Below are 17,295 nucleotides of genomic sequence, written 5' to 3'. Positions count from 1 at the left end.
GACCACGCCAGCATCAAGCCGGCCACCCTCAACACCGTGACCGCCGCGCTCGCCTGCGGTGGCGACGTCCACGTGCTCGTGGCCGGTGCCAATGCGGCCGAAGCCGCCAAGGCCGCGGCCCAGATCGCTGGCGTCACCAAGGTCATCGCGGCCGATAGCCCGAGCCTCGCCGAGAACCTCGCAGAGAACGTTGCGGCTCAAGTGCTGGCCATCGCCGGCAACTACAGCCACATCCTGTTCCCCTCGACCGCCAACGGCAAGAACGTCGCGCCGCGCGTGGCGGCCAAGCTCGATGTCGCTCAAATCTCCGACATCACCAAGGTCGACAGCCCCGACACCTTCGAGCGTCCGATCTACGCGGGCAACGCCATTGCCACCGTGCAGAGCAGCGATGCGACCAAGGTCATCACCGTTCGCACCACCGGCTTCGATGCCGCCGCCGCCACCGGTGGCAGCGCAACGGTCGAGACCGCCGAAGGCGTGGCCAACAGCGGCAAGAGCAGCTTCGTGGGCCGCGAGGTCACGAAGAGCGAACGCCCCGAACTGACGGCAGCCAAGATCATCGTCTCGGGTGGCCGCGCCCTGGGCAGCGCCGAGAAGTTCACCGAAGTGATGGCCCCGCTGGCCGACAAGCTCAACGCGGGCCTCGGCGCCAGCCGCGCCGCCGTCGACGCGGGCTACGCCCCGAACGACTGGCAAGTGGGCCAGACCGGCAAGATCGTCGCGCCGCAGCTGTACATCGCCGCTGGCATCTCGGGTGCGATCCAGCATCTGGCCGGCATGAAGGACTCCAAGGTGATCGTGGCGATCAACAAGGACGAGGAAGCGCCGATCTTCTCGGTGGCCGACTACGGCCTCGTGGCCGACCTGTTCACGGCCGTGCCCGAGCTGGTGAAGACGCTGTAAGAGGAAGCGCCCGCATGAAGACCCGCATCACCGAGCTGCTCGGCATCCGCTACCCGATCGTGCAGGGCGGCATGCAGTGGGTGGGCCGCGCCGAACTGGCCGCTGCCGTCTCCAATGCCGGCGGCCTGGGCATCGTGACCGCGCTCACGCAGCCCACGCCCGACGACCTGCGCCGCGAGGTCGAGCGCACCCGCGCGCTGACCGACAAGCCCTTCGGCGTGAACCTCACCATCCTGCCGGCCGTGAAGCCGCCGCCCTACGCCGAGTACGTGCAGGCGATCATCGACAGCGGCGTGAAGATCGTGGAGACCGCGGGCAACAGCCCGAAGGACTTCATCGAAGCGCTCAAGCGCCACGACGTGAAGATCGTCCACAAGTGCACCTCGGTGCGCCATGCGCTGTCGGCCGAACGCAATGGCGTCGACGCCGTGTCGGTCGACGGCTTCGAGTGCGCGGGCCATCCGGGCGAGGACGACGTGCCCGGCCTGATCCTGCTGCCGATCGCTGCGCGCAAGCTGCGCATCCCCATCATCGCCTCGGGCGGCATCGCCGACGGCCGCGGCATGGCCGCCGCGCTGGCGCTCGGCGCCGAGGGCGTGAACATGGGCACGCGCTTCTGCGTGACCCAGGAAGCGCCGATCCACGACAACATCAAGCAGGCGCTGGTGGATGCGAGCGAGCGCGACACCAAGCTGATGTTCCGCACCATGCGCAACACCGCGCGCGTGTTCCGCAACGCGATCTCCGAAGAGGTGGTGGCCACGGAGAACCGTTTGGGCGGCTGCGAATTCGAGGAGATCCGTCCGCTGGTGGCTGGCGCGCGCGGCCGCGCCGCGCTGGAGTCGGGCGCGGTGCAGGACGGCGTCGTCTCCGCCGGCCAATGCATCGGGCTGATCGACGACATCCCGACTTGCGCGGAGCTGCTGGAACGCATGGTGCGCGAGTGCCGCGAGCATCTGGACCGGGCGCGGGCCTGGATGGACTGAGTCTTTTCTTGCTCGCTCGCGTCCGGGGGCGATCACGCCGACGGGGTACCTTGCTCCGCGAATGTCCCCCGGCCTACGGCCTCCTCCTTGATTTCGCTGCGCAAGGCACCCCATCGACGTGATCGTTGGAGCCGCTGCGAGCCGACATCCCGCAGTCCCGCGAGGCTCGCGCGCAGCGCATCGCGGAAGCTGCCTTTAGCGCGGTTGCCTCGACTTCGTGCCGAACGGCACGGCAACTTGCCGGCTTCTTCTCTAGGGTGAATGCCCCTCTCACTCGATACCCCAACAAGGGGAGAAGAACGGCGCGACATACGCAATCACCATTGAGATGTTCGAAGGCTGCTTACCTCGCGGCAGGTTGTCGGTGCGAAAGCAGCGATGCGGATGCGAGGTATCAAAAGGCGACGGCCAGGATGCTCATTGCCGCAGGGCGAACTACCGGCCACTACTTCATAGAGGTCATTCAGAGCGCCAAGACAGTCGCTTCTCCAATGGCTGCTTTCCGATGAACAGCAACCCTCTGCTAACAGGGCTTCCTCGGGGATGCTGAAAGTCCGCTATGTCGACTCACGAATAGGTGCTGTCGCTACAAAGCGATCCTTCAACTCTTGGCGGGCCATGAGCCATTCTCTAAGACGCGCCATCTCATACGAAATTTTCATGTGCGACATGACACGCAAACGCTTAGGACTTGATCGCGATTGAATCAATCTGGAAACCAGACAGCTGATTTCATGTTCCGGTTCCATTCCGACGCGGCTGCCCTCAGCGCTCCCGTCCTGAGCCTCCAGGTACCAGTCGCTGAGTCGTAGCGGTTGGCCTTGCAACAAATAGATTGATGTCGCTCTTTCGAAATTTATCTCTATCGATTGCAGAGACCGCGAACACCTCCGCAATTTTCTTGATCTGGTCTGGGCTGAAGTTATCGTTGATGTACTTCGGGCCGTAGGCAGAGTTTTCAACGTAGTTGAGCACGATGTTTGAAAGGCCAATCTTCAGCGCTTCATCCTCGAGCTTGAGCAGTCGTTCTATCGACGCCTTGAAACTCAGGTTGCCCTTAGAGAAGGTGAAGATGATATGGGTTTTGCCGCCTTCCGGAAAAACGTTGAGCATCACGTTCTTCATGTCAGCATGGCTAGCTGCGCTCGATTGAGCCACTCGTTGCTCTTCCTGCTTGGAGATGATGCGACGGCCATCATGGTCGAAGTACGGAATGAACGACGCGCTGCAGGCTATAGGGAAAGCGCCCTCGAGGGCATGGTAGACGTGTTCGAACTCCGACGACTCCTCGCGTTCGATAGCATTTGTCAGGTTATCGCAAATCTGCTGCAGTTCAGAAATGCTGTGTCCGCACTGCATGTGCCTAATCCGAATGTTATGGTTCTTCTCACCTTGCAGAATGACTTCGAGTATGAAATCAGGGACCACGCGTTCGCCCCGCTTGATATGCGGAAGCATCATTTGGTAGTGCGGCGGAAAGTCATCAACGTTTAACTTGTCGCCCAGCAGCACTTCGCAAAAAGTTTTCGACTCAAGGTTGGAGTGCAGCTCCTTGGCTGCGGCCCGGTAGGCATAGATGTTCTGTTGCTTGGTCGTCGCGCTGAACGCCACATCCTCAATCGGTTGGAATATGGCTTTGTCGTGGCCGCCGCAGAATCCGGTGAAGGTACTGAACTTCTTGATTCCTTGTAGCTTGAACTCCGGCTGCATGGATTGCATATCCTCTGCCGGCGAGAAACCAAGGTGGTATATCTTCCCTTCGTTTTCTCCGCCTCCATCTGCGATAGATTCGAGGATCTTGCCCCGTTGGATGGAATGGGCATGAACAACCTTCCCAGAGCATTCAAGTTGCTCGTCGCCGACTCGCAGGCATGCTTTTATGCTGGCTTCTTTCTGGGTCTGGCCCAAAAGTTTCTTGAACTCGATCTGTTCTGAATTCACCTAGATTTTCCTCAATCGATGCTGACAAGCTATCGGCTTTGCATCATCTGGGTGCGCAATGCGTGCCCCAGTATCCGACTATCCTTGTGTGAAGGTGCAGCTAGATTCTGGCCGGAGCAATACTCTGAAGATCCTCGCACAAAGCAATGCCATAGGCATTTGCGAGGTTGGCAATCTGCAGTCCTATAGATTTCCGAAGTGCTGACAGCGCACCATTGAAATGGTGCCACTCAGGATCAGTCGAACTGCAGCGTAACGTTCTGAGGTCGACTGACTTCATGGCGTCGAAGAAAATTAGAATCGTCTTGGTCAGCGACAGCAAGATTCCATCAAGTGCTGTTCCGTCAAGGAGCTTCCCTCGAATAGTAACGAAGCGTCGGCGAAGTTCATCAAGCGACTGTCGGACGTGGTCGGGACATTCGGCGTCAAATGTGGTCCATAACGAGCGCCGATCCGTCATGGCAGAGACGATCTCCTTCGCTATCTGCGGCTCCATGCGCCCGGACTGAAGCAAGGCGAGGCTGCGCGAATATCCTTCGGTGCGGACCTCCGAAACCATGTTCTCGTGGTCTTTCTTCCACTTGCGAAGCAAGTTCGCGTCGTGAGTGCACTCGTCACCATCGACAATGACTCCACACTCCCTGCAAAGCCACAGGCCGTTATCTATGGACGTTCGCTCTGCGACGGTTTGCGAGGCCTCGTAGCGGGGCCCTAGTGCAGAGGCCGCATGAATATGTGCGGCGTGACCCGAAGTCAGAGCTTTGGTTGAATCGTGGTGCGGCCCGATAGTGAGCTTGAGGCAACGCGGATTGGAGCAAAAGTGTGCAGCCCGACGGGCAAGCGCTACTTTCGTGGCTGCTTTGAAGTCGTCCCTTTTGGTCACAGCAAAACTCCCTGTTTGATGTGAATTCTTTGCCCCGAATAGTATCGCGTCGTAGGAGCGAAAGCTCTGACCAATGCAGTTGAGTGTGATCGCACCGTCGCCTACAGTGTCCGACTGTGCTTCAGTAGGCGCTGTCGCATAAATCTGTCCGCGTAAACCAGTAGGCGTTCGGCATGAACCATGCCCCTCAGTAGTTTCAAGCCCCGGTATCGCACCACCAACTGGTCCAGCTACAACGCGACCTTGAAGGCTCGGGGTGATTTAGCTCTCAACCCGGAATAGCAGTCTTTGGGCTGTGTGGGCACAACGTAACTTGCTCTCCCCTGAGAGAGCTGTGCTGAATGGCCGATCCTGGCAGCGCAGCGGTCACTCAGTCCGTGGAAAGTTCAATGACTGGTAATGACGACAACGGTCACCGGTCAGCCAAAACTGGAGGACTGCAGCCAGCCTAGAACTGACGGACATTGTCATGGGCCGAATGACCGAATCTGGCCGCTACGAGACTTTGGCAGAGCGCACTGCCTTCACGCGAAATCCTCGCCCAGAACTGACGTCCGAACGCTCTGCGAAGCGAAGATTCGGCGCCTATGGGAACTCGCTCCTTCGAGACATCCGGCAACGACAGAAGAACTCGCCACCGTCTGTCGATCGATGCCTGCTTCGGCACTCCTGAAGTTGAAGTGTGTCAGGTTGAACTGCGCCACAGCATCAAACACTTCGCCCTCCGGCGTTACCACAGTGACCACGTCCAAGATATTTTCCCACCCCTTCGGAACAGGAAAATCGGGAGCGAGCGTCAGCCCAACGCCACTGAGTTGGAACTGGTCCTCAATAGTCAAGAGTTCGACTTTTCTCATTCGATTCAGCAGCACTTCTCACTTCACGATCGTCCGCTTCCAGTCGACTTGAGCAGCGGCTCCGGATGATGACTGCTGGCCAATTCTTTCTCTTGCCACCTTGGGTCAAGCATAGCCATGAAAGCTGATGCTCAATGCAGTGAAACAGGCGCCGTATCAAGGAAAGCCGCAGCCCTGCTCGCGCATGCTGAGGCCCCTCAAATCGACGGGAGGCCAGCATGAGATCAGCAAGCACTGCAACCTGCTGAGTGCCCCGGGACAACGGGAAGATCACCGGCCAGAACGCGCTTTTTGAGCTCAAGGACATTGGTGCGCTGCGGGTGCGGCTGCGACTGGAGGGTCGAGTCCACGAGCTGACTCTCTTCAACCTGGGCCCGGACAGCAAATCGAACCGCCAACCTCCCCCCGCACTCACCATGCACAGGGCACCGGGTGCTTCCCGCAGCGAAATAAAGGAGGAGGCCGAAGGCCGGGGGACATTCGCGGAGGGAAGCACCCGGTGTCCTGTGCACGCCCCCGAACGCCCCCAGGCCTCCGCCCATAGCCGCCAAAAGGCAGAAAACCGCCCCTTCCACCGCCCCCAAAGCACAAGCAACAGCTAAAGGAAACCCCCGATATATCAGTGGACATTGACGCCCCAGAATCGACGCCAGCTCCCCTGTCGAGGTGTACGGATCGCGTCCCGGCGACCGCCCGGTGACATGGCGCCTGCCCCAGCTGCCCGTTTCCTCCGATGACCACTCCTCCTGAGTCCGGCCCCACGCTGGACGCCGCCAGCCCCCTCCCCCCCGACATCGAAGCCGCCGACGAGCCCACCAAGGTGCCCCTGGGCATCGAGGACTGGCTGACCGTGCTCATCATGGGCGCGCTCGCGCTCATCACCTTCGCCAACGTCCTGGTGCGCTACTTCACCGACTCCTCCTTCGCCTGGACCGAGGAGTTCTCCGTGTTCCTGATGATCATGCTGGCGCTGGTCGCCGGCTCGGCCGCGGTCGCGCGCGACCGCCACATCCGCATCGAGTACTTCGCCGAGAGCGGCTCGATGGCCCGGCGCCGCCGGCTGGCGCAGTTCGGCGCGCTGATGATTGCCGCGCTGTTCGGCCTGATCGCCGCGCTCAGCGTGCGCATGGTCTGGGACGACTACCGCTTCGAGGAGACCTCGCCCGGCATCGGCGTGCCGGCCTGGTGGTATTCGATCTGGCTGCCGATCGTGTCGCTGGCCATCGCGCTGCGCGCCATCGGGCTGTTCGTGCGGCGCGGCCGCAAGCACAAGAACAACGACCAGCAGGACGCCGCCGAATGATCGCCACGCTCCTGTTCGTCGCCTTCCTGCTGATGATGCTGGTGGGCGTGCCCATCGGCGCGGCGCTCGGCCTGGCCGGCGCGGCCTGCATCGCGCTCGCCAACACCGACGCCCAGTGGTTCGGCCTGCTCGCGGTGCCGCAGAACTTCTATGCCGGCCTCGGCAAGTACCCGCTGCTCGCCATTCCGATGTTCGTGCTGGTGGGCTCGATCTTCGACCGCTCGGGGGTCGCGCTGCGGCTGGTGAACTTCGCCATCGCCATCGTGGGCCGCGGCTCCGGCATGCTGCCGCTGGTGGCGATCGCGGTCGCGATGTTCCTCGGCGGCATCTCGGGCTCGGGCCCGGCCAATGCCGCCGCCGTGGGCGCGGTGATGATCGCCGCCATGTCGCGCGCCGGCTATCCGGCCGCCTACTCGGCCAGCGTGGTCGGCGCCGCCGCGGCCACCGACATCCTGATCCCGCCCTCGGTGGCCTTCATCGTCTATTCGGTGCTGGTGCCCGGCGCCTCGGTGCCCGCGCTGTTCGCCGCCGGCATGGTGCCCGGCGTGCTGGCCGGCCTGGCGCTGATGATTCCGGCCGTGTGGCTGGCGCGCAAGCACAAGATGGGCGCGCTCGAATCCACCCTGCCGCGCCCGCCGTTCTGGAAGAGCTTTCGCGAAGCCACCTGGGGCCTGGCGGCGCCGGTGCTGATCCTCGGCGGCATGCGCGCGGGCTGGTTCACGCCCACCGAGGCGGCCGTGGTCGCCGTGTTCTACGGCCTCTTCGTCGGCATGTGCATCCATCGCACCATCAAGGTCCGCGACCTGTTCGTCATCCTGCGCGAATCGGGCGAGCTCTCGGCCGTGATCCTGCTGGTGGTCTCGCTCGCGGGCATCTTCGCCTACTCGCTGTCGACGCTCGGCGTGATCGATCCGGTGACGCGCGCCATCGTCAACTCGGGCCTGGGCGAATACGGCGTGCTCGCGCTGCTGATCCTGCTGCTCATCACGGTCGGCATGTTCCTCGACGGTGTCTCGATCTTCCTGATCTTCGTGCCGCTGCTGCTGCCGATCGTGCAGTACTACAAGTGGGACCCGGTCTGGTTCGGCGTGATCCTCACGCTCAAGGTCGCGCTCGGCCAGTTCACGCCGCCGCTGGCCGTCAACCTGATGGTGTCGTGCCGCATCGCCAAGGTGCGCATGGAGGAGACCGTGCGCTGGGTCGGCTGGATGCTGTTCTCGATGTTCGTGGTGATGGTGCTGGTGATCGCCTTCCCCGAACTCGCGCTGTGGCTGCCGCGCAAGCTCGGCTACTGATGGACGTGCCCGCGGCCGCCCGACTTTTTTCAACGAGGAGATAGATCAGATGAAATTCCGCCGCACCCTGCTCGGCCTCGCCGCCGTCGCGACCGCCCTGGGCATGTTCTCGTCGGGCGCCATGGCGCAGGCCGCCTACAAGGCCGAATACAAGATGTCGCTGGTGCTGGGCCCGCCCACGCCGTGGGGCCAGGCCGGGAAGATCTGGGCCGACCTCGTGAAGGAGCGCACCCAGGGCCGCATCAACATCAAGCTGTACCCGGGCGTGTCGCTCATTCAAGGCGACCAGACGCGCGAGTTCAGCGCGCTGCGCCAGGGCGTGATCGACATGGCCGTGGGCTCGACCATCAACTGGTCGCCGCAGGTCAAGCAGCTCAACCTGTTCTCGATGCCCTTCCTGATGCCCGATTACGCGGCCATCGACGCCCTCACGCAGGGCGAGGTCGGCCAGGAGATCTTCAAGACCCTCGACAAGGCCGGCGTGGTGCCGCTGGCCTGGGGCGAGAACGGCTTCCGCGAGATCACCAACTCGAAGCGCCCGATCAAGACGCCGGCCGACGTCAAGGGCATGAAGATCCGCGTGGTCGGTTCGCCGATCTACTCCGACATGCTGACCGCGCTGGGTGCTAACCCCACGCAGATGAGCTGGGCCGATGCGCAGCCCGCGCTCGCCAGCGGTGCCGTCGACGGCCAGGAGAACCCGCTGTTCCTGTTCACGGTGCTCAAGATGCACACCGTGGGCCAGAAGTTCGTGACCACCTGGGGCTATGTCGCCGACCCGCTGGTGTTCGTGGTCAACAAGGAGATCTGGGCCTCGTGGACGCCGGCCGACCAGGCCATCGTGCGCCAGGCCGCGATCGACGCCGGCAAGGAAGAAATCGTCATCGCGCGCAAGGGCCTGGTGGAAGCCGACAAGCCCGTGCTCAAGGACATCGCGGCCATGGGCGTGACTGTCACCAGCCTCACGCCCGCTGAACGCGATGCCTTCGTGAAGGCCACGCGTCCGGTGTACGAGAAGTGGAAGCCGACCGTGGGTGCCGATCTCGTGGCGCGCGCCGAGAAGGCGATCGCTGCACGCAAGAAGTAAGAGCAAACGCCGCGCGGGCCGGCGCGCCTCAGTTGCGATAGCGGCTGGGGTTCGCGCCCGCCACCTTCTTCATCAGGCGCCGCAACGCGGTGGCGTCCTGATACCCGACGGCGCCGGCCACCTGGTCGACCGTCATGCGGCTGGATTCGAGCAGCGCCCGCGCGCGCCGCAGCCGCACCCCCTGCAGCAGCGCCTGCGTGCTCTTGCCGGTGGCCTTCATCACGTGGCGCGCGAGCGTGCGCTCCGACATGCAGAACTCGCGCGCCAGCTCGCTCACGGAGGGCGGTGCCGGCAGCGCCGCTTCCACGCGTGCCGCGAGCCGCGCCACCAGGTCGTTGCCGTTGGCCAGCAGCTCGGGAACGATGAACGGCGCCTGCGCCTGACGCCCGTCGATCAGCAGCAGCCGCGATACCAGGTCGGTGAGCGCGCTGCCGCAGCGTTCGCGCAGCAGGTGCAGCATCAGGTCGGTCTGCGCGAAGGCCGCGCCGGCCGTGACCACCGGGCCGTCGGCGCAGACCATGCGGTCGACGTCGACCGTGCAGTCGGGTGCCATGCGCTTGAGCAGCGCGGCATACCACCACGAGGTGGTCGCGAGGCGGCCCTGCAACAGGCCTGCCGCATTGAGCAGGAACACCGCCGAGCACGAGGCCGCGACCTGGCCGCCGGCGCGCGCATGGCGCGCGAGCCCATCGATGGCGCGCGCGGCGTCCTCGCTCTCGAGGCAGCGGCGGATCTGCTCGGGCGTGTCGAGGCCGAGCCCCGGCACCACCCAGGTCGAGCGGTCGTCGCGCGCGCGGGCCGGCAGGCGCACGGTGTCGATGTGCATGCCCGAGCGCAGCGCAACCATGCCGCCGGCCGGCGAGCACAGCCGCCAGCGCGGCGGCGCCACGCCGGCGCGCGCGGCCACCGAGCGCGCGGCACCGAGGATGTCGGCCGTGGCGGCGACGCTGGAGGCGAAGGCGCCGGGCAGCACCAGGATCGTGAAGTCGTGCATGGCGAAGTCTTGTCCGATTTGGCCCTGAAACAGTCAAACAGGACACTGCCATTCTGAACGGCCAGTGGGCCAAATACAAGCTTCATCCACCCCGCTGCCCAACCCACTGCCCACGCCATGACCCACGCACCCGCCACCCGCCCGCTCGACCGCGACGACCCGCTCGACGACTTCTCCTCGCGCGAGATCGAACTCGACGGCGTCGCCAAGAAGGTCTACCTGATGGGCAGCGGCCCCGCCGTGATCGTGATGACCGAGATGCCCGGCATCAGCCCCCAGGTGGCGCGCTTCGCGCGCTGGGTGCGCGATGCGGGCTTCACCGTCTACATGCCCTCGCTGTTCGGCCGCGACGGGGCCGTGCCGCAGGCCGAGGAAGGCGCGGCGGTGTTCAAGCGCGCCTGCGTGAGCGCCGAGTTCCGCGCCTTCGCGTCGAACGCCTCGAGCCCCGTCACGCAATGGCTGCGCGCGCTCGCGCGGCTCGCGCACGCCGAATGCGGCGGCCCCGGCGTAGGCGCGATCGGCATGTGCTTCACCGGCAACTTCGCGCTGTCGATGATGCTCGAGCGCGCCGTGCTCGCGCCCGTGGTGTGCCAGCCCTCGCTGCCGCTCGACGACGCGGCCGGCACCAACGTGGCGGCCGACGAACTGGCCACCGTGCGCGAGCGGCTGGAGCGCGAGGACCTGACGGTGATGGCCTATCGCTTCGAGGGCGACAGGTTCTGCAAGGCCGAGCGCTTCGCCGCCTTCTCGCAGGCGCTCGGCGACCGCTTCGTGGCGCGCGTGCTGCCCGACAGCGCGGCCAACCCCGACACGCCGCCCTTCTTCGCCCAGGTGGTCGCGAGCCCGCACAGCGTGGTCACCGCGCACCTGATCGACGAGGCCGGACAGCCGACCATCGCGGCGCGCGACGAGATCCTGGCCTTCTTCGCGAGGCGGCTCCTGGGCTGAAGCTCTGGCAGACTGGCTGCCCGCAGGCGCGCGCTCCATCGCGCCTGCATGGAGCCCGCATGCCGACGAACACGCCCCCGCTTTCCGACGACACCACCGTCCACACGCTGATCATCGACACCGACCCCGGTGCCGACGACGTGATCGCACTGCTGCTCGCCATGGCCTCGCCCGAGCGCCTGAAGATCCAGGCGCTGACGACGGTGGCCGGCAACGTGCCGCTCGCCAAGACCTCGCGCAACGCGCGGCTGGCGCGCGAGTGGGGGCAACGGCCCGACATTCCGGTTTACGGCGGCGCGCAGCGTCCCCTGCTGCGCACGCCGATCTACGCGGCCGACATTCACGGCAGCGAGGGCATCACCGGCGTGCAGGTGCACGAGCCCGCGCAGCCGCTGGCCGAAGGGCATGCGGTCGACTACCTCATCGACACCCTGCGCGCCGCGCCCGCGCAGAGCGTGACGCTCGCGATGCTCGGCCCGCAGACCAACCTCGCGCTGGCGCTCGCGCAGGCGCCCGACATCGTGCGCGGCCTGCGCGAGCTGGTGCTCATGGCCGGCGCGCATTTCAACGGCGGCAACATCACGCCGACGGCCGAGTTCAACGTCTTCGCCGATCCGCATGCGGCCGAGATCGTGCTCGGAAGCGGCGTGCCGATCACCATGCTGCCGCTGGACCTCACGCACAAGGTGCTGGCCACGCCCGAGCGCATCGCGCGCCTGCGCGGCCTCGGCAACCAGGCGGGCCGGATCGTGGCCGACATCCTCGATGCCTATGTGCGGCACGACATGCAGTACTACGGCCTGCCCGGCGGGCCGGTGCACGACGCCACCGTGGTCGGCTACCTGCTGCAGCCCTCGCTGTTCGGCGGCCGATGGGTCAACGTGGCGATCGACAGCCGCGAAGGGCTGGGGTTCGGGCAGACGGTGGTGGACTGGTATGGGGGGTTGAAGAAGCCGGCGAACGTGCGCTGGATCGCGGAGGGGGATGCGCAGGGGTTCTTCGACTTGATGACGCAGCGCATTTCTCGTTTGTTCTGAGCGGATAGAGTTGCTACGCCTCTCGCAGAGACGAGTGGCTAATCGGGCAATTTATTCCCGCCGCCTTTAACCGAAGTCCGATTTTTTGCAGATCCTCGTCCGTTGCTCGAGGATGAACTCGCACCTCCTTGATTATCGAACTCAAAGAATAATTAAAAACAAAGCCATCACCTTTTCGCCGAATAACCTTATGACTCTGCTCCATTTCCTCTTTTGAAATGCCCGAGGTAACCCCCTCGCTTTCGTGAGACAAAAATTCTCCATCGCGAATTTCTACTGCAGCCTCAAAGCCGGTCAGTATCGAATACTGCAACAAGTTAAAAACAATGCGAAATTCTTTTTCCTTGAAAAATTTTTTATTTTTTACCTGCAATGGCTTGTTGATAGCGAGAGGCTTTAGTTCATCGCTGTAAATTACCTCGACAAAAGAAGTTGCATGTTGCAATGGCCTTGGCAGAGCATCTTGCAGCGCCCAATCATTGCTCAAGACAATTACCCCATTCTCTCCAAATTCATCCCACATTTCTTGAGATTCATCAGATCCAAGATACCAACAGCTTAGAAAGTTAATTTTTTTATTTACTTTTTGCAAGCCTAACATGTGCTCTTCAAAACTCGCAGGCATGACGACGCCTGCATCACTTACGCTTTCGGTGATGTGACGAGACAAAAGAGCATGATCATAAACACCCTCGGCAGGATCGCTTTGATTTTCTGCCGCACTCAAATACAAGCCAGAGTCGGAAAGCAGCCAATCGAATTTCTGGCCACTAAGATAGCGCACGATCGTTTTTTGCATCGCAAATAGTCAATTAAACTTAAATTACATCAGACTGCTTCAATAAAAAAGCACCAAGTTGCAGCAGGCCCACGAAACCAAAACCGATAAAGATAGCGAAAAGCTCATTACCCACTCTGGCGACAGCACAACATCTGCGCTATTAGTCATCGTGCCACCTTTTCTACGCTTCTTTGAAGTCCCATGTGGCAATTCTGCGCACTTCGTCGACCTCGTTGAAGCTGTCCAGGATGCGCATTGCCTGCTGTCAAGCTCTGCGGCTCGGTTAGGTCTACTGCTGTCCTTGTGCGCGACCTACGCGTGCGCACATTGGTACTGACCATTCCGGCCAGCGGTCCTTTGATGGGTACGGCGCTAGCCAGGGGTAGAGCGCGTGCCGCCCCACAATGACGAGATGGCAGCACTCGAACACGCGGCTCAGCCTGCAGCCCTGGCCTTCAGCCACAGCCCGAATTCCATCATCACGCTGACGACAGGCTTCAGGCGCTCCCCGTCCGGCGTGAGCTGGTACACGACCTTGACCGGAACCGTGGCATGGACGGTTCGCTGCACGAGCCCGGCCTCTTCGAGCGCGCGCAGGTCCAGGGTCAGCGAGCGCTGGGAAATGCCGGGCACGTCGCGGCGCAATTCGTTGAATCGCTTGGGTCCATCGACCAGATAGGACACCAGCAACAGCCGCCAGCGGCCGCCCAGCAAGCGCATAGCTTCCTCGACGGAGCAACCCGAGACGTTCGATTTCATAGCACGCGATGGAGAAGAGGGCCGCAGGTATATTTTTTTAACCTAGAGGCAGTTTATGTGCCTTCTTCCAAATCCACGCCCGGTTCCTAACATGGCCCGAGGTGCTCTCCAGCGCCGTACCTCCCGCCCATCGAAGAACCCATGAAGCTCTACTACATCCCCGGCGCCTGCTCGCTCTCGCCCCACATCGTGCTGAACGAACTGGGCCTCGACTTCGACCTCGTCAAGGTCGACCACAAGACGCACAGGACGCAGGACGGCCGCGACTTCCGCGAACTCAGCCCCTTCGGCTATGTCCCGCTGCTCGAGCTCGACGACGGCACGTTGCTGCGCGAAGGCCCCGCCATCGTTCAGTACCTGGCCGACCTGAAGCCGGCGTCGCGCCTGGCGCCGGAGAACGGCAGCCTCGAGCGCTATCGCCTGCAGGAATGGCTGAGCTTCCTGACCTCGGAAATCCACAAGGGCTTCATTCCCCTGCTCTATGCCGTGCTCGCCGGAAAGTACGGCGTCGAGACCGCGAAGCCCAAGCTCGAGCAGCGCTATGCCTGGATCGACGAGCAGCTTGCCGGCCGCGACTACCTGATGGGCGATGGCTTCACGGCCGCCGACGCGTATCTCTATGCGCTGACCCAATGGGGCCAGGCCGCATGGCTCGCGTCCGTCTACAGGGCCGACATCCATTTCGATGGGCTGGACAACCTGCGGGCCTGGTATCAACGCGTGCGGGCACGGCCCGCGGTCCGCAAGGCGCTCGATACCGAAGGGCTCAAGTAAGACGCGTCATCAGGACGCCGGCACGGCAGGCGGCGCATCTTTGTAGAGCCGAAGAAACTTGAACATCTTCGGCCACTCTTCCCGAGGCTTGAAGACGATCGCCACCTCCCGGTTCTCCAAGGCGGATTCGGTCAAGACCAGATGGTCCGCGACCTGTTTCGCATTCTCGAACTCCTTGGCATTTGCCTTGCAGACCGCCTTGAAGAAAGGACCGGCCAGCCATTGCCGCGTTTCGGGCTCGTCCTGAAACTTGAGATAGCCGGCCAGCGAGGCATGGGCGACCGCGACCATCGCAAAGCCCAACGGAATGTCGTCTCGAACCAGGATGTACATCTTCATGCGATTGCGCACGCCGCGGGCGTGTCCTTCCTCGGTTGGCACCGATCAACGCGCTCCGGCACACACGTTCTTGAACACGATCCCGCTCACCGTCGTCGGCCCGCCCACCGCCTTCCACTCGCTGCGCCGGCTCAGGTCGATGTCGTGCGCTTCCAGCGGCCCGTTGTGGCTCACGACGCGGCGCATCTTCTCGCGCGCGCCCTTGCAGTCGTAGTCGTAGAGGTAGCGCGAGCTGCGGTACGGGGTCTTGCCGACATCGGTCTGCAGTTCGTCGTAGCGGTAGAGCGTCCAGGCCTCGACGGCATCGCCGTGCGGACGGATCGAATCGCGCCGCAGCAGCACCTTCTTGCGCGCGGTGGACGCAATCTCGGTCCAGTCCTCGGCGGCTTGCGCCGGTATCGATGCCAGCAGGCTTGCCACCGTGCAAGCCGATGCCACGAGGCATCGCACCGTTGCGGTGCCGTGTGCGAGTAGGCGCAGCGTCATCTTTTCCTCCTGGCTCCACCAAAACAAAGCCACTGGTTCTATCGAATCGCAAGGCTCTTTCGTAGATTGAATCCGGCGCCAACGTTCTGGCCCGGTTCACGCAAGGGAGTAATCTAAGATGAAAAGTGCCTTTTCTCAGGGCAAGGTGCGCTCGCGTTCCCGATCGATCGGCGCGGCACTTCTTCTTGCCGTCAGCGGCATGACCATGGTGGGTTGCAGCGGGGGTGGCGGAAACGGGGGGTTGGAGATCGGCGCGTCTGTCCCTCCAGCGCCGCCGGCACAGGCGGCACAACTGATCTACAAGAACGGCACGGTCCTGACGCTCGACGAAAAAAACTCGGTCGCTCAGGCCGTCGCGATTTCCGATGGCAGGATCCTCGCCGTCGGCGCATCGAACGCAATCGAAAAGCACATCGGCAGCGCGACGCGGGTCATCGATCTCGGCGGCAGGACGCTGATCCCCGGCATCTACGATGCGCACAGTCATCTTGTCTTCGCGGGCACCAACCTGCTGTTCGAAGCCGATCTCAACAGCCCGCCGATCGGGCCGGTGCAGGACCTCTCGCAGTTGCTGTCGGTCCTCGAGGAACAAAGGGCCAAGCTCGGACCCGACGCATGGATCACCGGTTTCGGCTACGACGACACGCTCCTCGCCGAGAAGCGCCATCCGACCCGCGCGGATCTCGATCGGGTCTCGGCGACGCAACCGATCCTCATCACCCATGTCTCGGGCCATCTTGCCGTGGCGAACAGCGTCGCCCTGGCCTTGGCCGGCATCGACGCCGCAACGTCCGATCCATCGGGCGGCGTGATTCGAAAGGATGCGAGCGGTGAACCGGATGGCGTGCTCGAGGAGACAGCCGTGCAGATGGTGGGCGGGCTCAAACCACCACTGACCGCGGCACAGGTGCAGGCCGCGACCCAAGCCATCAGCGCGCTCTACGCATCGCGCGGAGTGACGACGGCCAGCGACGGTGCGAGCGGTGCCGACGGCATCAAGGCCCTCGAAGCGGCAGCGCAGGCAGGTGACCTCGCCATTCGCGTGGTGGCCTTGCCGACGAGCATGTCCGGACTCGATACGGTCGATCTCAAGAGCAGGAAGGTGAAGATCGGCGGCATCAAGACCTTCGCCGACGGCTCGATCCAGGGCTATACGGGTTACCTGGGACAGCCCTACCACACGCCATTCCATGGCGACGCGAGCTACCGAGGTTTTCCGCGTGCGGATCGCGAGGCACTTGCGCAACAGGTTCTCGGTCATCACAAGGCCGGCCGCCAGTTGCTCGTGCACGGGAACGGCGATGCGGCCATCGACGACATCCTCCATGCCTTCAGGCGCGCTCAGGAAGAAGCACCGCGCAGCAACGCACGTCACACGGTGATCCACTCGCAGACGGTGCGCGAGGATCAACTCGACGAGATGAAAAGGCTGAACGTGATTCCGTCCTACTTCATCCTTCACACCTACTACTGGGGCGATCGGCACCGCGACGTCTTCCTCGGACCGGTGCGCGCGGAGCGCATCAGCCCGGCGCGATCCACGGCGGACCGCGGCATGGTCTACACCATCCATGCCGATACGCCCGTGGTGCCGATGGACCCGATGCGGCTGATCTGGGCCGCCGTGAACCGCGTATCGACGAGCGGCGCGGTGATCGGGCCTGCGCAACGCATCAGTGCGATCGATGCGCTTCGCGCAACGACGATCAACGCGGCCTACCAGAACTTCGAGGAAAAGGAACGCGGCTCCATCGAAGTCGGCAAGTGGGCGGATCTCGTCCTGCTCTCGGCCAATCCCGCAGCGGTGGATCCATCGGCCATCAAGGACATCCGCGTGCTGGAGACCGTGCTCGAAGGAAAGACCGTCTATCGATCGGCGGATTGACCCACCGAAGGCGCATGACCGCTCCGGCCCGCCC

Annotated in this window: 17 protein-coding genes; 9 read left to right on the top strand and 8 right to left on the bottom strand. The window is 63.2% G+C overall.

Going from position 1 to position 17,295, the window contains the following annotated elements; translation table 11 throughout:
- Together BM109_RS36145 and BM109_RS36140 are read left to right on the top strand one after the other, a co-directional pair.
- On the top strand, positions 1-906 hold a 906-nt coding region (locus tag BM109_RS36145), incomplete at its 5' end, for an electron transfer flavoprotein subunit alpha/FixB family protein (RefSeq protein WP_093354080.1).
- Between the two features lie 14 nt (positions 907-920).
- Positions 921-1,892, top strand: coding sequence for an NAD(P)H-dependent flavin oxidoreductase (locus tag BM109_RS36140; RefSeq protein WP_093354078.1), 972 nt, complete (start codon positions 921-923; stop codon positions 1,890-1,892).
- A 765-nt stretch (positions 1,893-2,657) separates the two neighbouring features.
- On the opposite strand, the gene BM109_RS36135 is transcribed toward BM109_RS36140, so the two are convergent.
- The 3 genes from BM109_RS36135 to BM109_RS41030 all read right to left on the bottom strand — a co-directional run bounded on the left by BM109_RS36135 (position 2,658) and on the right by BM109_RS41030 (position 5,573).
- On the bottom strand, positions 2,658-3,833 hold the full coding sequence (locus BM109_RS36135; protein ID WP_093354075.1) for a hypothetical protein: 1,176 nt from the start codon (positions 3,831-3,833) through the stop codon (positions 2,658-2,660).
- A gap of 100 nt (positions 3,834-3,933) precedes the next feature.
- The gene (locus tag BM109_RS41540) at positions 3,934-4,716 is read right to left on the bottom strand and encodes a hypothetical protein (RefSeq protein ID WP_218159445.1); all 783 of its coding nucleotides are present in this window, start codon (positions 4,714-4,716) and stop codon (positions 3,934-3,936) included.
- A 524-nt stretch (positions 4,717-5,240) separates the two neighbouring features.
- The gene (locus tag BM109_RS41030; protein WP_143129330.1) at positions 5,241-5,573 is read right to left on the bottom strand and encodes a hypothetical protein; all 333 of its coding nucleotides are present in this window, start codon (positions 5,571-5,573) and stop codon (positions 5,241-5,243) included.
- A 733-nt stretch (positions 5,574-6,306) separates the two neighbouring features.
- Between BM109_RS41030 and BM109_RS36120 the strand changes: the two genes are divergently transcribed.
- The 3 genes from BM109_RS36120 to BM109_RS36110 are packed head-to-tail and all read left to right on the top strand — an operon-like array spanning position 6,307 to position 9,258.
- Positions 6,307-6,876 carry a TRAP transporter small permease gene (locus tag BM109_RS36120; protein WP_057598344.1) on the top strand — a complete coding sequence of 190 codons (570 nt, stop codon included), beginning with the start codon at positions 6,307-6,309 and terminating at the stop codon, positions 6,874-6,876.
- On the top strand, positions 6,873-8,171 hold the full coding sequence (locus tag BM109_RS36115; protein ID WP_057590991.1) for a TRAP transporter large permease: 1,299 nt from the start codon (positions 6,873-6,875) through the stop codon (positions 8,169-8,171). The genes BM109_RS36120 and BM109_RS36115 overlap by 4 nt, the downstream gene beginning before the upstream one ends.
- A gap of 49 nt (positions 8,172-8,220) precedes the next feature.
- Complete coding sequence (locus BM109_RS36110; RefSeq protein WP_093354073.1) at positions 8,221-9,258, top strand: DctP family TRAP transporter solute-binding subunit; 1,038 nt, start codon at positions 8,221-8,223, stop codon at positions 9,256-9,258.
- Positions 9,259-9,286: 28 nt separating this feature from the next.
- Here BM109_RS36110 and BM109_RS36105 read toward each other — a convergent pair whose 3' ends face one another.
- A complete protein-coding gene (locus BM109_RS36105; protein WP_093354070.1) occupies positions 9,287-10,252 on the bottom strand; it encodes a GlxA family transcriptional regulator in 966 nt (321 codons plus the stop codon).
- A gap of 117 nt (positions 10,253-10,369) precedes the next feature.
- Between BM109_RS36105 and BM109_RS36100 the strand changes: the two genes are divergently transcribed.
- Both BM109_RS36100 and BM109_RS36095 read left to right on the top strand, forming a co-directional pair.
- On the top strand, positions 10,370-11,200 hold the full coding sequence (locus BM109_RS36100) for a dienelactone hydrolase family protein (protein ID WP_093354067.1): 831 nt from the start codon (positions 10,370-10,372) through the stop codon (positions 11,198-11,200).
- Positions 11,201-11,259: 59 nt separating this feature from the next.
- On the top strand, positions 11,260-12,237 hold the full coding sequence (locus BM109_RS36095; RefSeq protein WP_093354065.1) for a nucleoside hydrolase: 978 nt from the start codon (positions 11,260-11,262) through the stop codon (positions 12,235-12,237).
- A gap of 13 nt (positions 12,238-12,250) precedes the next feature.
- On the opposite strand, the gene BM109_RS41025 is transcribed toward BM109_RS36095, so the two are convergent.
- Positions 12,251-13,036 (bottom strand): hypothetical protein, encoded by a 786-nt coding sequence (locus BM109_RS41025; RefSeq protein WP_143129329.1) that lies wholly within the window; start codon positions 13,034-13,036, stop codon positions 12,251-12,253.
- Positions 13,037-13,453: 417 nt separating this feature from the next.
- Positions 13,454-13,777, bottom strand: coding sequence for a winged helix-turn-helix transcriptional regulator (locus BM109_RS36090; protein ID WP_093354062.1), 324 nt, complete (start codon positions 13,775-13,777; stop codon positions 13,454-13,456).
- Positions 13,778-13,918: 141 nt separating this feature from the next.
- On the opposite strand from BM109_RS36090, the gene gstA reads away from it, so the two are divergent.
- Positions 13,919-14,551: a glutathione transferase GstA gene (gstA, locus tag BM109_RS36085; protein ID WP_093354060.1), complete on the top strand. Its 633-nt coding sequence runs from the start codon at positions 13,919-13,921 to the stop codon at positions 14,549-14,551.
- A gap of 9 nt (positions 14,552-14,560) precedes the next feature.
- Here gstA and BM109_RS36080 read toward each other — a convergent pair whose 3' ends face one another.
- Both BM109_RS36080 and BM109_RS36075 read right to left on the bottom strand, forming a co-directional pair.
- Complete coding sequence (locus BM109_RS36080; protein ID WP_093354057.1) at positions 14,561-14,890, bottom strand: peptidyl-tRNA hydrolase; 330 nt, start codon at positions 14,888-14,890, stop codon at positions 14,561-14,563.
- Positions 14,891-14,935: 45 nt separating this feature from the next.
- The gene (locus tag BM109_RS36075; RefSeq protein WP_143129328.1) at positions 14,936-15,376 is read right to left on the bottom strand and encodes a surface-adhesin E family protein; all 441 of its coding nucleotides are present in this window, start codon (positions 15,374-15,376) and stop codon (positions 14,936-14,938) included.
- A 118-nt stretch (positions 15,377-15,494) separates the two neighbouring features.
- Here BM109_RS36075 and BM109_RS36070 point away from each other — a divergent pair, with 118 nt between their 5' ends.
- Positions 15,495-17,261: an amidohydrolase gene (locus BM109_RS36070; RefSeq protein ID WP_177239550.1), complete on the top strand. Its 1,767-nt coding sequence runs from the start codon at positions 15,495-15,497 to the stop codon at positions 17,259-17,261.
- The last annotated feature ends 34 nt before the right edge of the window (positions 17,262-17,295 follow it).

The sequence above is a fragment of the Variovorax sp. PDC80 genome (assembly GCF_900115375.1).
GTDB lineage: Bacteria > Pseudomonadota > Gammaproteobacteria > Burkholderiales > Burkholderiaceae_C > Variovorax.
Note: the sequence above shows the minus strand (reverse complement) of the source record. Positions and strands in the feature narration are given on the sequence as shown.

Coding starts and splice junctions, on each gene's coding strand:
- BM109_RS36140 (WP_093354078.1), top strand. CDS start 921: ATGAAGACCCGCATCACCGAGCTGCTCGGCATCCGCTACCCGATCGTG.
- BM109_RS36080 (WP_093354057.1), bottom strand. CDS start 14,890: ATGAAGATGTACATCCTGGTTCGAGACGACATTCCGTTGGGCTTTGCG.
- BM109_RS36120 (WP_057598344.1), top strand. CDS start 6,307: ATGACCACTCCTCCTGAGTCCGGCCCCACGCTGGACGCCGCCAGCCCC.
- BM109_RS36115 (WP_057590991.1), top strand. CDS start 6,873: ATGATCGCCACGCTCCTGTTCGTCGCCTTCCTGCTGATGATGCTGGTG.
- BM109_RS36110 (WP_093354073.1), top strand. CDS start 8,221: ATGAAATTCCGCCGCACCCTGCTCGGCCTCGCCGCCGTCGCGACCGCC.
- BM109_RS36070 (WP_177239550.1), top strand. CDS start 15,495: ATGAAAAGTGCCTTTTCTCAGGGCAAGGTGCGCTCGCGTTCCCGATCG.
- BM109_RS36100 (WP_093354067.1), top strand. CDS start 10,370: ATGACCCACGCACCCGCCACCCGCCCGCTCGACCGCGACGACCCGCTC.
- BM109_RS36095 (WP_093354065.1), top strand. CDS start 11,260: ATGCCGACGAACACGCCCCCGCTTTCCGACGACACCACCGTCCACACG.
- BM109_RS41025 (WP_143129329.1), bottom strand. CDS start 13,036: ATGCAAAAAACGATCGTGCGCTATCTTAGTGGCCAGAAATTCGATTGG.
- gstA (WP_093354060.1), top strand. CDS start 13,919: ATGAAGCTCTACTACATCCCCGGCGCCTGCTCGCTCTCGCCCCACATC.
- BM109_RS41030 (WP_143129330.1), bottom strand. CDS start 5,573: ATGAGAAAAGTCGAACTCTTGACTATTGAGGACCAGTTCCAACTCAGT.
- BM109_RS36090 (WP_093354062.1), bottom strand. CDS start 13,777: ATGAAATCGAACGTCTCGGGTTGCTCCGTCGAGGAAGCTATGCGCTTG.
- BM109_RS36075 (WP_143129328.1), bottom strand. CDS start 15,376: ATGACGCTGCGCCTACTCGCACACGGCACCGCAACGGTGCGATGCCTC.
- BM109_RS36105 (WP_093354070.1), bottom strand. CDS start 10,252: ATGCACGACTTCACGATCCTGGTGCTGCCCGGCGCCTTCGCCTCCAGC.